The organism is uncultured Sunxiuqinia sp., from assembly GCF_947495665.1.
GTDB lineage: Bacteria > Bacteroidota > Bacteroidia > Bacteroidales > Prolixibacteraceae > Sunxiuqinia > Sunxiuqinia rutila.
Genome location: NZ_CANLZV010000001.1, coordinates 90,132 through 105,526 on the forward strand (window position 1 = coordinate 90,132; position 15,395 = coordinate 105,526).

14 protein-coding genes are annotated in these 15,395 nt (G+C 44.4%); 4 read left to right on the top strand and 10 right to left on the bottom strand.

Annotated features, from left to right (window positions below; translation table 11 throughout):
* Positions 1-4: 4 nt before the first annotated feature.
* The 6 genes from ccoG to Q1A18_RS00400 all read right to left on the bottom strand — a co-directional run bounded on the left by ccoG (position 5) and on the right by Q1A18_RS00400 (position 7,211).
* The gene (ccoG, locus tag Q1A18_RS00375; RefSeq protein ID WP_299576185.1) at positions 5-1,420 is read right to left on the bottom strand and encodes a cytochrome c oxidase accessory protein CcoG; all 1,416 of its coding nucleotides are present in this window, start codon (positions 1,418-1,420) and stop codon (positions 5-7) included.
* A 26-nt stretch (positions 1,421-1,446) separates the two neighbouring features.
* Positions 1,447-2,082 carry a cbb3-type cytochrome c oxidase N-terminal domain-containing protein gene (locus tag Q1A18_RS00380; RefSeq protein ID WP_299576187.1) on the bottom strand — a complete coding sequence of 212 codons (636 nt, stop codon included), beginning with the start codon at positions 2,080-2,082 and terminating at the stop codon, positions 1,447-1,449.
* A gap of 21 nt (positions 2,083-2,103) precedes the next feature.
* Positions 2,104-2,283 carry a cbb3-type cytochrome c oxidase subunit 3 gene (locus Q1A18_RS00385; RefSeq protein WP_299576189.1) on the bottom strand — a complete coding sequence of 60 codons (180 nt, stop codon included), beginning with the start codon at positions 2,281-2,283 and terminating at the stop codon, positions 2,104-2,106.
* 3 nt (positions 2,284-2,286) lie between these two features.
* Positions 2,287-4,443 carry a cytochrome-c oxidase, cbb3-type subunit I gene (ccoN, locus tag Q1A18_RS00390; protein ID WP_299576190.1) on the bottom strand — a complete coding sequence of 719 codons (2,157 nt, stop codon included), beginning with the start codon at positions 4,441-4,443 and terminating at the stop codon, positions 2,287-2,289.
* Positions 4,444-4,454: 11 nt separating this feature from the next.
* Positions 4,455-4,658, bottom strand: a complete 204-nt coding sequence (ccoS, locus tag Q1A18_RS00395; protein ID WP_299576192.1) for a cbb3-type cytochrome oxidase assembly protein CcoS — start codon at positions 4,656-4,658, stop codon at positions 4,455-4,457.
* A 153-nt stretch (positions 4,659-4,811) separates the two neighbouring features.
* Entirely contained in the window at positions 4,812-7,211 is a 2,400-nt protein-coding gene (locus Q1A18_RS00400; RefSeq protein ID WP_299576194.1) for a heavy metal translocating P-type ATPase metal-binding domain-containing protein, read from the bottom strand.
* Positions 7,212-7,558: 347 nt separating this feature from the next.
* Between Q1A18_RS00400 and Q1A18_RS00405 the strand changes: the two genes are divergently transcribed.
* From Q1A18_RS00405 to Q1A18_RS00420, 4 genes are all read left to right on the top strand, one after another.
* Positions 7,559-7,783 carry a DUF4492 domain-containing protein gene (locus Q1A18_RS00405; RefSeq protein WP_299576196.1) on the top strand — a complete coding sequence of 75 codons (225 nt, stop codon included), beginning with the start codon at positions 7,559-7,561 and terminating at the stop codon, positions 7,781-7,783.
* 6 nt (positions 7,784-7,789) lie between these two features.
* The gene (locus Q1A18_RS00410; RefSeq protein WP_299576198.1) at positions 7,790-9,361 is read left to right on the top strand and encodes a cytochrome ubiquinol oxidase subunit I; all 1,572 of its coding nucleotides are present in this window, start codon (positions 7,790-7,792) and stop codon (positions 9,359-9,361) included.
* On the top strand, positions 9,361-10,488 hold the full coding sequence (gene cydB, locus Q1A18_RS00415) for a cytochrome d ubiquinol oxidase subunit II (protein WP_299576200.1): 1,128 nt from the start codon (positions 9,361-9,363) through the stop codon (positions 10,486-10,488). The genes Q1A18_RS00410 and cydB overlap by 1 nt, the downstream gene beginning before the upstream one ends.
* Before the next feature lie 659 nt (positions 10,489-11,147).
* Positions 11,148-12,584 carry a TrkH family potassium uptake protein gene (locus Q1A18_RS00420; protein ID WP_299576202.1) on the top strand — a complete coding sequence of 479 codons (1,437 nt, stop codon included), beginning with the start codon at positions 11,148-11,150 and terminating at the stop codon, positions 12,582-12,584.
* A gap of 206 nt (positions 12,585-12,790) precedes the next feature.
* Here the strand turns inward: Q1A18_RS00420 and Q1A18_RS00425 are convergent, their stop codons facing one another.
* The 4 genes from Q1A18_RS00425 to Q1A18_RS00440 form a co-directional block, all read right to left on the bottom strand.
* Positions 12,791-13,537, bottom strand: coding sequence for a CDP-alcohol phosphatidyltransferase family protein (locus Q1A18_RS00425; protein ID WP_299576204.1), 747 nt, complete (start codon positions 13,535-13,537; stop codon positions 12,791-12,793).
* Positions 13,537-14,193: a phosphatidylserine decarboxylase family protein gene (locus Q1A18_RS00430; RefSeq protein WP_299576206.1), complete on the bottom strand. Its 657-nt coding sequence runs from the start codon at positions 14,191-14,193 to the stop codon at positions 13,537-13,539. Before Q1A18_RS00430 ends, Q1A18_RS00425 begins: the two co-directional genes overlap by 1 nt.
* Positions 14,194-14,379: 186 nt before the next feature.
* Positions 14,380-15,192, bottom strand: a complete 813-nt coding sequence (locus Q1A18_RS00435; protein ID WP_299576208.1) for a phosphatidate cytidylyltransferase — start codon at positions 15,190-15,192, stop codon at positions 14,380-14,382.
* Complete coding sequence (locus Q1A18_RS00440) at positions 15,189-15,395, bottom strand: DUF2007 domain-containing protein (RefSeq protein ID WP_299576210.1); 207 nt, start codon at positions 15,393-15,395, stop codon at positions 15,189-15,191. The genes Q1A18_RS00435 and Q1A18_RS00440 overlap by 4 nt, the downstream gene beginning before the upstream one ends.

Below are 15,395 nucleotides of genomic sequence, written 5' to 3' on the forward strand. Positions count from 1 at the left end.
CGTTTCATTTTTTATAGTCCAAAGCATTTGGTCCGACAAAAGTTGTCCGGATCGTTTCAATCAACTCGCCATTTTCATAAACCCCAATGCTTAAGTGGGTGTTGGAGCTTTTCACGTCTTCCTTTTTCAGGATAATCATCAGGTTGCGTTTGGCAACTTCGCCCACGTCGACATTGAGTTCATCGCCCAATACTTTCAATTCACCTTCAGGATCCAGTAGTTCAAGCTGAACCGAAGCGGCCTGGTTGGTTTTATTCAGCATTTGCACGTTGTAGAGGTTGCTGTAGGCATCGGCTCCATATTCCTGAAACATGCTGCCTTGCATGCGGGTGATGGTTGTCTCAATATCGCCCCGGGTGATGAATGAATAGCTTAGCACACCCAGTAAAAGAGCCAGCACTACCGAATAGGCAATAGCCCGTACGTTAAGCACATGTTTTTTACCTTCTGAAATGGATTGTTCCGAAGCGTAACGGATTAAGCCTTTGGGTTTGTTGATGGTGTACATAACCGAGTTGCAGGCATCAATACAGGCCGTACAGTTGATGCATTCCATTTGGGTGCCATTACGAATATCAATTCCGGTAGGGCACACATCCACACAGCGTTTGCAATCAATGCAGTCGCCTTTATCTTCATTGTGACCCCGTCCGCGCGGTTCGCCACGAATGTAATCGTAGGCAACAACGATGGAGTTATTGTCGAGCATTACACCTTGCAAACGGCCGTAGGGACATACCAGGGTGCAAACTTGTTCGCGAAACCAGGCAAACACAAAATAGTGCATCCCGGTAAAGGCCAGCACGACAATCAGGGGCGTAATACTGGTTTCCGGCAGTAGACCAAAATAGGCCTGCACTGCAGGATAGCCAACCAGGTAAGACCAAAAGGTGAGGATGGTCCAGAAGGAAATGAACAGAAAAAGGGCATGTTTGATTATTCGTTTGATAAACTTTTCCGGGGTCATTTCCTGTTGGGCCAGCACTTGTTGTTTGCGGCGGTCCCCGTCAATCAGGTATTCAATGGGGCGGTACAAAAACTCCATAAAAACGGTTTGCGGACAGACCCATCCACAAAATATTCGCCCGTAAACTACCGTGAATAAGATGACAAAAACAAGCAGCGTAATAAACGAGAGGACCAGCAAATGAAAATCTTGCGGGTAAAAGGTATTCCCAAAAAGAATGAACTTGCGCTGAATGAAATTCAGCAAAATGAGCGGTTCGCCTTTTAAGGTCAGATGAGGGGCCAGGTAAAAAAACAGCAGCAGCGTATAAGCAACAATTCGACGATAATTGTAAAATTTGCCTTTGGGCATTTTGGGGAAAAGCCAAACACGTTTTCCTTCGCTGTCAACTGTTGGCATTTGGTCGCGAAAGCTGGCCTGTTGCTTGTCTGCGTTTTTCATTTCAGGACTCATCGTTGCCTCCTTTTTAATTCTCCAAACTAACTTGCAGTTTCTTCTTCTGACTCCGGCACGTATTTTTCGCCCTCCGGTGCTTTCTGGTTGGGCGGATTGGTGCCTTGCAGACTCTGAATGTAAGTAATAACATCCTGAATTTGGTTTTCTGTCAGGATGTTTTTGTATGAGATCATCCCTTTTTCAATAACTCCGGTGGTAATCACCTCGTGCATGTTGTCGCGCGATCCACCATGAATCCAGTATTCATCGGTAAAGTTGGGACCAACCAGGCCTTCTCCGAATTTGCCATGACAAACCGAACAAATTTTCGAAAAAGTAGCTTGTCCGCTGGCCATAATTTCCTCTTGGGTTCGAATGACGGGAGCAGCCGTTTCATCTTCTTCGGCAGCTTCCTCATCTTCAATAAAAGCGGCCATCTCATTTTGATATTCCTTGGCCTGAATGATATTCTCATCTTCAAAAACGAAGACCAGGGTGAGGTATGAAGCTGCAAAAATGATGCTGCCGTAAAACAAGTATTTTAACCAAGGGGGGAGCTGGTTGTCCAGTTCCCGTATTCCGTCAAATTCATGCCCTGCAAGTAACTTTTCATTGGTGAAGTCATCATATTCGTGTTGCGAATTTGCCTGATCCTGTTTTTTGTCGTCTATCGTGCTCATAAGATTAAATAATAGTTTAGGCTACTCCTGGTTCGTAATGAATTCATCTTCCAGCGGAATCTCACTAAGTTTCCGAACCCGCAGTTTATCCATTCGGATCGTATGAATAGTGATCAGAATGAAAAATATAAAGAAGATCAGAAAGCCAATGATGGCGTAGAGTTCAACTCCAATAATGCTTTGTAAGTGTTCTTTTATCATGACCTATTCCTCCTCCGTTTCTGGTTCTTCCTGGGGTTTCATGATGTCGGTTCCCAAACGCTGCATGTAGGCAATCAAGGCAATGATTTCCTTGGTGCTTTCGGTTTCAATACCGGCTTCGCGAAGGTTTTGAGCAATCTCTTCGGCTTGCTTCAGTAAGTCGTCATTGGCCTGATGCTCATAATTGTCAGGGTAGGGAACACCCAGCTTTTTCATGGCCCTGATTTTAGGAGCAGTCGATTTCAGGTTGATGTCCTTTTCAGCCAGCCAAGGGTACTTGGGCATAATTGATTCTTCATTCATCTTTTGCGGATCGATGAAGTGGTTGTAATGCCAGGCGTTGGGTTTGTATATTCTTCCTGTTTTCACCCCTTCGCGTGCCAGGTCTGGCCCGGTACGTTTGGAGCCGAACTGGAATGGATGATCGTAGATGAACTCTCCGGCTTTGGAATATTCGCCGTAGCGCTCTGTTTCCGAACGGAAAGGACGGATCATCTGGGAGTGACAGTTGTAACAGCCTTCACGAACGTAAATATCACGTCCTTGCAATTCCAGTGGCGTGTAGGGTTTTACACTGGAAATGATGGGGACATTGGAGTTGATGAGGTACGTTGGAATAATTTCGAACATCCCACCAATGAGGATAGCGATGGTGGAAAAAACCAGGAACCGGATGGGCTTGCGCTCCAAAAAGCTGTGCCAGCTTTCGGTTGATTTTTTGCCCACTGACTGGGTTTGCAGTGCCGGAGCTTCCACTTCTTCCTCTTTCACCAACTGACCTTGTTTGGCTGTTTTCACCACGTTGAAAATCAAAAGCAACATCCCCAATACGTACATGCCGCCTCCAAAGGCACGAATGGCATACATTGGGATTAACTGGGTTACAGTCTCCAGAAAGTTGGGGTAGGCCAGAAAACCTTCCGGCGTAAATTCTTTCCACATCAACGCCTGGGTTATTCCACCAATATAAAGCGGTACGGCGTAGAAGATGATGGCCAGCGTGGAAATCCAGAAATGGACATTGGCCAGTTTTGTTGAGTAGAGTTTGGTATTGTAAAGTCGGGGAATCAGCCAGTAAAGCATTCCAAAAGTGAGCATGCCGTTCCAGCCCAGTGCACCAATATGAACGTGTCCAACTGTCCAGTCGGTAAAGTGGCTGATGGCATTCACTGTTTTCAACGACAGCATGGGGCCTTCAAAAGTGGCCATCCCGTAAGCGGTAATTCCTACCACAAACATCTTCAAAACCGGGTCTCGCCGCACTTTATCCCAGGCACCGCGCAAGGTCAGCAGACCGTTCATCATTCCACCCCAGCTTGGAGCAATCAGCATGATGGAGAAGGTGGTCCCCAATGCCTGAAGCCAGTCTGGCAGCGAGCTGTAAAGCAAGTGGTGCGGTCCGGCCCATATGTATATGAAAATGAGAGACCAAAAGTGGACGATGGATAGCTTATATGAATACACCGGACGGTTTGCGGCTTTCGGCACAAAGTAGTACATCAGCCCTAGGAAAGGAGTAGTCAGGAAAAAGGCGACGGCATTGTGTCCGTACCACCATTGTACCAAGGCATCCTGAATACCGGCATAAACCGGGTAACTTTTTAAAAGACTGTATGGAATTTCGATGGAGTTAACAACATGAAGCACGGCTACGGTAACCCAGGTGGCAATGTAAAACCAAATGGCCACGTAAATGTGGCTGACCCGTCTTTGGATAATGGTGCCAAACATGTTGATTCCGAAGATTACCCAAATTATGGTGATTGCCACGTCGATGGGCCACTCCAATTCGGCATATTCTTTTCCGGAGGTGTACCCGGCAAGCAGGGTAATGGCTCCGGCAATGATAATCAATTGCCATCCCCAGAAATGGATTTTCCCCAAGAGCTTGCTGTACATGTTTGTTTTGAGCAAGCGGGGCATTGAATAATAGACGGCGGTAAAAATGGCGTTACCTACAAAAGCAAAAATGACCGCATTGGTATGCACGGGTCTTGTTCTTCCGAAGGTGGTGTATTCCAGGCTGAAATTCATTTCCGGAATGAAAATCTGCAGGGCCACCAATAAGCCAACCAACATCCCTATAACACCCCACACCATTGTTGCCACAGCAAAATCGCGTGTAATCTTGTTGTCATAGGTAAACTTCTGTAATTCCATATAGCTATGATTTATTTAGATTGCTTTTTTTGCGGCTTGTCCGTTGACAAGTCACTTTCGTTTTCTTCTTTTGGAGTTGGATCATCAAATAAAATGCGGACGGATGGAGTGTATGAATCGTCAAACTGGCCGTTGCGCACGGCCCAGATAAAAGCCAGGAGAAAAGCAGATGCCACTAATATTCCAATAATAATTAATACAAATACTACTGACATACCTTTTTGTCTTAGTTAAAGATTTAGTTTTTTCTCTTTGCTTAACTGTTGCGGGTCACAACACGTATCCACAAATCAATTTCAAACAACAAGCCGGGGTGAACTTTGTTTCCTAAAATAAGCATTTTTTTTGAACAGTTTTTAACAATAAGCTTAAAGCCCTCTTTTCCTGACCATCAGGTTGACCGAGAACGTGGCAAAAGCAACGACTGTAACCGAACTTAGCGGCATTAGAATGGCTGCAACAATAGGGGACAAGTTGCCCTGAACAGCAAACGAAATCCCGACAATGTTGTAGAGGAAAGAGATTAAAAAAGCAAGCCGGACAATGGTCATACTTGTTTTTGTAAACTGGATAAAACGGTGCAACGAAGCAAACTTGTCGGCTTGCAAAATCGCATCGCAGGCTGGCGTGAAATTGTAAATGTTGTCGGCAATCACCAGCCCGACCTGGCTTTCGTTGAGGGCACCAGCATCGTTCAACCCATCACCAATCATCATGGCCGGCTGCCCGTTTTGCTGAAGTTGCTGAATGTAGTTGAGCTTGTCGGTGGGCGACTGGTTGAAATTAAGACGGGCATGATCCTTAAACAGGGGGACCAGGTTGTCACGTTCCGACTCGTTGTCGCCACTAATCAAGTGCAACTCGTAGCTGGAATCCAGGTTTGAAATAGTATCCTGAAGTCCTTCACGGTAGCTGTTCTCAAACTGGAAATAGCCCAGTACCTGTTTCTCGATAAAGACCCAAACCTGTGTTTTCAGTTCCTTGTCGCCCGACTGGTCTCCGGTGACAAAATATTTGGAGCCCATGGTGATGGTTTTGTTGTTCACCTTGCCGGTAATTCCCAGGGATGGAATTTCCTTGAAATCGGCTACCTCCAGGGTTTTAGGCTCTTCCAGCGATTCGTAAATCGTTTTGCTCAAGGGGTGGGTGGAGTGAAATGCCAGTGATTTGATCAGCTGTTGCTGTTCGTCAGTTAAAGTTTCTCCCTTAAATTCAATGCGGGAAGACTGGGCATGCGTGATGGTTCCGGTTTTATCAAAAACTATGGTTTTGATCCGGTATAGTTTCTCAATGACTTCTGCATTTTTCAGGTAAAATCCCTTGCGGCCAAATTGGCGCATGGTACTACCAAAAGTAAACGGAATGGTGAGCGCCAAGGCACAGGGGCAGGCAATAATCAGAACCGAAGTAAAGGCAAAAAGTGCTTTTTCGGGGTTGGAAAAGTTCCAGTAAATGGCTGCACTTAAAGCGATGGTAATGATAATGACGGTGAAATACTGACTGACCTGGTTAATCGTATTGGCCATGGGAGCTTCTTTGGCACGCTGTTGGCCTTCCTGGTTCCAAAGTTGGGTAAGATAGCTTTGTTCCACCTCTTTTTGAACTAAGAGCTCAATGGCACTGCCTTGCTGACGTCCTCCGGCGAAAACAAAATCTCCCGGGTTTTTACTAACGGGGATTGATTCACCCGTAACAAAACTGTAGTCAATGTTGGCGTTTCCTTTTTCAATGGTGGCATCAGCCGGAATTAGCTCCTGGTTGCGAACCAGAATCCGGTCGCCTGCCTTTAGCTCGTTCAGGGGGATGGTGGTGTTTCCGTCCGCATTTACTTTGGTCACCGCAACCGGGAAGTACGATTTGTAGTCGCGCTCAAAAGTGAGTGCTTCGTAAGTAATGCTTTGGTACCATTTGCCAATGAGCAGGAAGAAAACCAGTCCGGTTAGTGAGTCGAAGTAGCCAATTCCCTGGTCGGTAAGTATTTCATAGGAACTTTGAAGAAATAGCGTAACCAGTCCCAAGGCAATGGGCAAGTCGATACTGATAATTTTTTTGCGCAGGCTTTTGTAGGCCGACAAAAAGTAGTCGCTGGAACAGTAGAAAAGCACGGGGAGGCTTAACAGAAAACTGAGCCAACCGAAAACAACACGAAAGCCGGTTTCCAGGCTTTCGCTGCCGGGAAGATACTGCGGAAAGTGATACATCATGGCGTTCATGAAGCTGAAGCCGGCAATCCCAATTTTGACGAGCAAGGTTTTGCTGCTTTTTCCTTTTTCCGTCTTTTCCAGCGATTGTTGACTGATTTCGGGCACATAATGAATGGAGGCCAGCAGTTCAACCAGCTGGCGAAGACCTATTTCTTCATCCCGAAACGTGATGCTCACTTCCTTTTTGGGAAAATTGACCGAGGACTGAATGATGCCACGGTGAAGGGTATTCAGGTTTTCGAGCAGCCAGATGCAGGAAGCACAATGGATGGAGGGAATGAAAAAACGAACCTTTGAAACTCCCGCGTCGGAAAAGTCGAGCAGCCGGCTTTGAATTTCTTCTAAATCCAGGTAGGCAAATTTATCATCAGCGGGTAGCTGGTCGGTTTGTATTTTGATTCCCGGGGCGGTTTGTATTTGATAATATTGCCCCATTTGGTTGTCATTCAGAAGCTGATAGACGGTTTGGCATCCCTGGCAACAAAAGGATTTGTCCTCCCACTGAATTGGCGCTGGTCCGCAATCTTCTCCGCAGTGGATGCATGCTTGATGATCTTGTTTCAAGGCAAAAGTTTTTAGTCGTTGATTTAATTTATCAGTACAACACCGATCGGATTTAAAGGTTGCAAAAAAAACGGACAATTGCTTGCTTGAGGAGCAAATGGCTCTGATTGGTTTTGGAATTTTATTTAAAGATCATAAGTTCGTTTAAAACCCAGTTGGCTGATGTTTTAGCCAACCGGTTCTTTTAAGTTTTTAACATACAGTGCTTTGTTGATTTAACGATAAAAAGGTATTTAAGTCATTAGTATGTGCGGACGATTTCACTTTAATGAATTGAATAGGAACTTGTTTGACTTTTTGGTATTTTCGAAAGGTAATTCATTTGATGAACAAAATAGAATGCCGTTATGTCGAAAAACGAATGGCCCGGATTGTGGCGTTTTTATTACGATGGATTTAAAAATATGAGTCGATGGGGCCGTCAAGTCTGGCTGATCATCCTCATAAAAATCTTCATCCTTTTCTTTGTGTTGAAATTGTTTTTCTTCCCCAACTTCTTGAATGCCAATTTCGAAACAGATGAAGAGCGGGGAAATCATGTGTTGGAAAATTTAGTAGAACCGATTAAATAAAAGAGCATGCTAGAAACGATCGACTTATCATTAGTTAACTGGTCGCGGGCGCAGTTTGCGTTGACTGCCATGTATCACTGGGTTTTTGTGCCGCTGACCTTGGGCCTGGCCGTGATTATTGCCATCATGGAAACCTTGTATGTGAAGACTGGTGACGTGGAGTGGAAAAAAATTACCAAATTCTGGATGACCTTATTCGGAATTAATTTTGCCATTGGAGTAGCCACCGGGATCATTTTAGAGTTTGAATTTGGGACCAACTGGTCCAACTACTCCTGGTTTGTGGGGGATATTTTTGGAGCTCCCCTGGCTATTGAGGGGATTTTTGCCTTTTTTATGGAATCGACTTTCATTGCAGTCATGTTCTTTGGCTGGAACAAAGTCAGTAAAAAGGTTCACCTTACGGCTACCTGGCTAACGGCCTTTGGGGCCAGTTTGTCGGCCCTGTGGATTTTGGTGGCCAATGCCTGGATGCAAAATCCTGTTGGGATGCACTTTAATCCGGAGACTGTGCGCAATGAGATGATTAACTTCTGGGAAGTCTTGTTTTCACCTACAGCAATCTATAAGTTTTTGCATACCATTACTTCGGGCTTTGTGTTGGCCGGTGTTTTTGTTATCGGCATCTCTTCCTGGTTTTTATTGAAAAAGCGGGAAGTGGTATTTGCCCGGAAAAGTATTGTGGTGGCTGCCGTTTTTGGAATCGTTTCGTCCATTTACCTGGCATTTACCGGCGATAGCTCGGCGCGCGATATTGCTCAAAATCAGCCAATGAAGTTTGCAGCTTTCGAGGGCTTGTACAATGGGAGCGAAGGTGCTGGATTGATTGCAATGGGGTTTATGTCGACTACTGAGACCGACCCATCCAATGAAAACCTGCTGGATTTTAACATGAAAATTGAGATTCCCAACATTCTTTCCTACATGGCTTATATGGATTGGAATGCTTTTGTTCCGGGAATTAACGACCTGATTGACGGTAACGAAAAGTACGGCTATATGTCAGCTGACGAAAAAATTGAGCGGGGAAAAGTAGCCATGGCCAAGCTGAAAGCTTTTAAAGAAGCCAAAGATCAGGACAATGAGCAGCTGGCCGAACGCCTGAAAACGGAATTTATGGATCCTGATTTTCAGCAAAACTACTTCAGCTACTTTGGTTACGGTTATCTTACCGATAAAAACATGCTTATTCCCAATGTGCCCTTGTCATTCTATAGTTTCCACGTGATGGTGGGGCTGGGTTTTTACTTTATTGTGTTCTTCTGTTTTGCCCTGTTTTATGCGCTTAAAGGACGCTTGGAGCAGAAACGAAAATTTTTACGCCTGGCCATCTGGTCTATCCCCATGGCTTACCTGGCATCTCAGGCTGGCTGGATTGTAGCTGAAGTGGGGCGCCAGCCCTGGGTAATTCAGGATTTGATGCCAACGGTGGCGGCGGTAACAAAAATTAGCAGCAGTGCCGTACAAACTACCTTTTGGCTGTTTGCAATCATCTTTACCCTTCTGCTTATTGCAGAACTTAAAATCATGTTTCGGCAAATTAAAATCGGACCTAAAATGGATGGAGGGCAGCACTAATGTTTGAAAATTTATCATACCTTGCTTTACAACAATACTGGTGGGTGATCATTTCCCTGCTGGGCGCTTTGTTTGTTTTTCTAACTTTTGTACAAGGTGGGCAAACCTTGCTTTACACGATTGGTAAAACGCCCAATGAGCGGACCATGCTGGTCAATACACTGGGGCGTAAATGGGAGTTTACCTTTACCACGCTGGTAACTTTTGGTGGTGCCTTTTTTGCCTCTTTTCCCTTGTTTTATGCCACCTCCTTTGGCGGGGCCTATTGGGTGTGGATTGCCATTTTGTTCTTTTTTGTGATTCAGGCAGTTTCCTACGAATTCAGAACCAAGCCGGGCAACTTTCTAGGTCGAAAAACTTACGAAGCGTTCTTATTTCTGAATGGAGCTTTTGGAACCATCTTGATAGGAACTGCCGTTGGAACTTTTTTCAATGGCGCAGAATTCAGCCTGAATGACATGAATAATGTGCATTGGGAAACGCCCTACCGTGGGCTGGAAGCCGTTTTGACTTTCCATAATGTGGCCTTGGGCTTGTCGGTTTTCTTTCTTGCGCGGGTGCTAGGAGCCTTGTACTTCATGAACTCGGTGGATAGCGCAATGGTTTTAGAGCGTTCGAAAAGGCAGGTGCTGCTTAATGCGATACCCTTTTTAGTGGTCTTTCTGTATTTTTTAATCTACTTGTTGCTGAAGGATGGTTTTGCTTACAACGCAGAAGGGGTTTATATTGAAAAGTACAAGTACCTGAATAACCTGCTCGAATTGCCTGTTGTGGCAGTTTTATTGCTACTGGGCGTGGTGGGCGTGCTTTATGGTATTGCCGTAGCCCTGCTGAAAAAAAGTACATCGGGCATTTGGTTTGCCGGTGGAGGAACGGTGCTAACTGTTTTTGCCTTATTCCTGATCGCAGGTTTGAATGGCACGGCTTTCTATCCCTCGGCTTTTGAATTGCAGGATTCGTTGACCATCGAAAATGCCTCCTCCAGCCACTTTACACTGAAGGTGATGAGTTATGCCTCTTTGGGCGTTCCGGTTGTGATTGCCTACATTTGGTGGGTTTGGAAGGCGATGAATTCCAAAAAGATAGATGAGGCCGAAATGCAGGACGAAGACTCACATGCCTATTAATATGAGAAAACTTAGTGATTGCTGTTTAACTTTTTAAACTGTTGAAATTATGTATTGGACTTCAATTATATATTTAATCTCCTGGCCGGTTTTGGTTTTGGTATCCTACTTTTTGGTGAAGTGGGTCATTAAAAAATACACACCTGTTTTGGAGAAAATCGAAGAGGAAAAATCTTAAAAAGAATACCTTGAGATTCGTTTTGTTAAGGCTGCAACTATTGATTTGCAGCCTTTTTTTATGAGTTTCGAAGTGTTTCCCCGGTCGTAGGAAGAAGTTGTTCTGGCTGGAAGTATACCTTTTTTAGGCAATAAATGGCACTTGTTCCGGGAGCAAACGGTTTGCAGGATTAAGGATTTCTTTACTTAAAGAACTTTCCGGGAATCAATTCGGCATGCAACTAAATGATGCCCTATATTTGTCCGGATTTTCCAGTCACGTTTAGTTGGTTCATTTTTGGGGTTGCGCCACGGAGAAGTTGATCAATTGAAATCAATTTGTGGTTGAAACTTGTTAAAGCAATGGATGGAAATGAAGATGGTTTTTCGGGTTGTCATTCTGAAATTCAAGGTATTCGGTGAATTTTATTGGTTGATAACGATGGAGACTGTATTTTCGTTAAACCTGGCAGGGAATTTTCATGGAAAATAGCAGCACATAAATGGATTTTAGACCAGTCTTACATATTTTAATGCGAATCGTATTGATCACGGCCGTTTCGCTTTTGATGTGTGTCCCCATAGCCTTGATTTATCATGAGCCGGTGTCCCCCTTTTTATATACTTCTCTTATTGCAATGGCTTTAGCGGCATGTGCCTATGGGGTCAGGGGGAAACAAGAGCTGAGAACTTTTAAGCGCCGGGAAGCTTATTTATCCGTGACCTTATCGTGGCTCATCGTTTCGTTGATTGGTGCTTTGCCTTATTTATTTAGTGGAGCTATTCCCGGTATTACGGATGCTTTTTTCGAGTCGGTTTCCGGATTTACCACCACCGGATCGTCTATTCTAACCGATATTGAGAGCTTGCCCAAGTCGGTTTTGTTTTGGCGAAGCATGACTCACTGGGTTGGCGGACTGGGAATCATTGTTTTGGTCGTTATCATCATGCCATCACTCAATATTGGCAGCTACAATTTATTTACGCTTGAGTCTTCTTTTCAGGAAAAAATACATCCGAAAATCAGGTCTGTAGGGCGCCGCTTATTGTACATTTATTTGTCGCTTACCTTTATTGAAACGTTCTTTCTGCTTTTGGGAGGAATGAACCTTTACGAAAGCCTTTGCCATTCGTTTGGTACGGTGGCCACGGGGGGCTTTTCACCCAAAAATACCAGCATTGGCGACTATTCGCCTTACATCCAGTATGTCATTACTATTTTTATGCTGTTGGCCGGAACCAATTTTGTGGTTCATTACTACGCTGTAAAAGGACAATTCCGGAAGATAAAGCAGAATGAAGAGCTGCGGTTTTATTACACGGTAACCTTTGTTGCCGGGATTGCCATTACGGCCATCTTGTTTTTTCAAACCGACCGTTCGCTTGAGACAGCTTTTCGCGAGTCTTTTTTTCAGGTGGCCTCCATCATTACCTGTACCGGTTTTGCAACGGCTGATTATTTGCTCTGGCCATCTGTTGGCTGGGTAATTATCTTTTTCCTCATGTTTTTTGGTGGCAGCACCGGTTCCACTGCCGGAGGAATTAAAATGGCCCGCCATCTGGTTGCCCTAAAAAATGTCAAGCATCATTTTCGCATTCTGAATGCGCCTAATGCCATTATTCCGCTACGGATCAATTCGAAGTCGGTAAGTGCGCAGGACAACAATGGCATTCTGACTTTCATTTTATGGTATTTTATGTTATTTCTGGGCGGAAGTTTACTGATGGCGTGGTTGGGGTCGGATGTGCCTACTTCTTTAAGTTCGGTGGCTACAGCCATGGGCGGTATTGGCCCGGGCCTGGGATCGGTTGGACCGGCCAGCAATTTTGCTCACCTGTCAGACAGTTCCAAATATGTATTGTGTGGAATGATGCTTCTGGGCCGATTGGAAATCTATACCATGGTCATGCTCTTTACCCCTTGGTTCTGGAAGAACTAGAATGACAAGGTGCTGGCACTTTGGATTTTGTAGAATAAATAAAGCTTCAACCTAAAGGAAAAGAATCCGCAATCGTTGAATACCATTGCTGTTAATGATTGCAATGGTATTTAACGATCTTCTGAAAAGAATGAATCCGCATTTCGCGGAAATCATGACTAATGATTTGCTTGATAGTGTATTCCGGTTGGAGAAGTTGTCAGGTGTTAGGCAATCAGCTTTTGTAGCAGGGAAAGCACGATGTATCCCACAATAATCAGGGGAAGTGCATAAAACTGCAGCAAAATGGCCAACACCACACAAAAGGCGATAAATACAAAACGAACCTCATTACCCGTCCATTTCAGGTGTTTGAATTTCAGGGAAAACATGGGGATTTCAGATAACATCAGGGCCGAAAGTACGATCATGACTGTTAACAGATTGAAACGGCTCAGGATGATTTTAGTGACCACTTCATTTGCTCCCAGCTCCAGAATCAGTCCCAGGGAAGCATAGAAAATGGCATTGGCCGGAATGGGTAAGCCCAGAAAACTTTCGGTTTGCCGGGTGTCAACATTGAATTTGGCCAGACGAAAAGCCCCTGAAATAGGAACCAGCAGAACCGATAGCAAGAATATCCACTGAAGGGGAGTGGCTTCAATTTCAAAGATGGGTTGGTTTTTTCCAAAGAGAGCCAGCTCGAGCATGGTAAAAAGCATAGCGGCTGGCGCCAGTCCGAACGAAACAAGGTCGGATAATGAGTCCATTTGTTTGCCTACTTCCGAATAGCTGTTGAGCAGCCGGGCTGCAAAGCCATCCAGAAAGTCAAAAACCGAAGCAGCCAGAATAAAAATGGCGGCCCAACCCAGTTGTCCTTCAATACCAAAGAAAACGGCCAAACTTCCGGAGGCCAGGTTCATGGCTGTGATGAAGTTTGGAACCCAGAAAAATAGTTCGCTGATTCGTTTCATTATTTCAATTTTCCAATAATGGTTTGTGATCCGGTAACCTTGTCACCCAACTTCACCTGGATTTCTGTATCCAGTGGGAGGTACAGGTCAACACGGCTTCCAAATCGGATAAAGCCCATTTCCATATCCTGGCTTACCACTTGTCCGACATGCAAAAAGTTTAGAATCCGACGGGCCATGGCACCTGCTACCTGATTGGCCATGATTTCACGACCATCTTTCATTCTTATGGCCATGCAAGTACGTTCGTTTTCGTCTGCCGACTTGTCTTTAAAAGCCGCGTAGAAATGTCCTTCGCGGTGCTCCAGAAAACTGACTGTTCCCGGAACCGGTACCCAGTTGATGTGTACATTCAGCGGCGACATGAAGATGGATACTTTTTTGCACGTGGTTTTCAGGTAATCTTTTTCTTCACATTCTTCAATGACACAAATGGTTCCATCTGCAGGAGAAATCACGTTTTTGTCATTAAGAGAAACTGTGCGGTTTGGATAACGGAAAAACTGCAAAACCAAGACTAACACAATCAAACTTGCAACAGATACAACTGTGCCAATAATCAGGCAGGAGCTCAATAGCCAGGCCGCTACATTTACTAAAAGAACGATCAGGATCGTATTGCGAATGATCGATTTTCCCGCAGGATGAAATTTCATAATGTCAAATATCTATTGTAAATAAATACAAATTTAATGTTTCGGGAGACCTGTTTTAGGTTCCCCGATAAATCAGTGCAAAAGTAAGGAAATTAATTATAGTCACGTAGAATGAACCGTTTTTAGGGGCCTTTTTTACAGAATATTCATGCAGCTGATACTCGATTGAATACCAGTTTGCCGGACTTAGATGAATAGTTTGATGTACAGTACCACTGAGGGGACGGCAAAGAAAAGGCTGTCAAAACGGTCGAGAATGCCACCGTGCCCGGGGAGGAAATTACTGCTGTCTTTTAAGTTGAACTGACGTTTGAATAAGGATTCAGTCAGATCGCCAAAAGTAGCTGATACCACCGCAATGGCTGCCAGAATTAACCAATGATGCATGGCAATTTCAGGGATGAAATAATAACCAATCACTGCTGCAGCGCCAAAGGCCGAAAATGCACCACCAATAGCTCCTTCCCACGATTTTTTAGGCGATATCCGTTCAAACAAACGGTGCTTTCCAAAGCTCATTCCAAATAGGTAAGCTCCCGAATCATAGGTCCAGATAATGACAAAAAGCGCCAGAAGCGGTGCGGGATTATAGGTGTGATTGGTGAATACCAACAGGCTAATCATGCTAAGTGGGAGGGCGATGTAAATAAGGCCCAAAACGCCGGCTGCCATGTTTTCAAAAGGAAGCGGCTTTTTTCGGTACAACTCAGCAATAAAAACCAACAGAAATATGGGAATGAGTCCGTAATAACTATCGAGCGGAAGGACACCGGCTCCAACCAAAAAGAACGTAGCAAAAAAAATACAGCCAATAGCTGTTGCTAAGAGGTGGTTGGGCGAAATCTTTGCATTCTTAAAGAAATTAAAGAATTCCTTCAATCCAATAATCAGGATAAAAAGAAAAAGAATACCAAAAGTGTATTCACTTAATAAAAGACTACCGATGACAACCCCAGTGAAAGCTATTCCGGTAAGCGTTCTGACAAGAAGGTTTTTCAACGTTTTAGCTTTTTGAGGATTTTTTCTGCGGCTTGCTGATCTTTTTTATTGACATAAAGTTCAATGAGGCCGATTGTAGGGATGACTGAGTCGTGCTGATTTAACGTGAAAGATTCAATGTCATTTTCATCCAGCAATTCCTTGGCAATCTGGATTTGATAATCCTGATCGGAAGAATAAACAATGATTAAATCCTTTTCCAT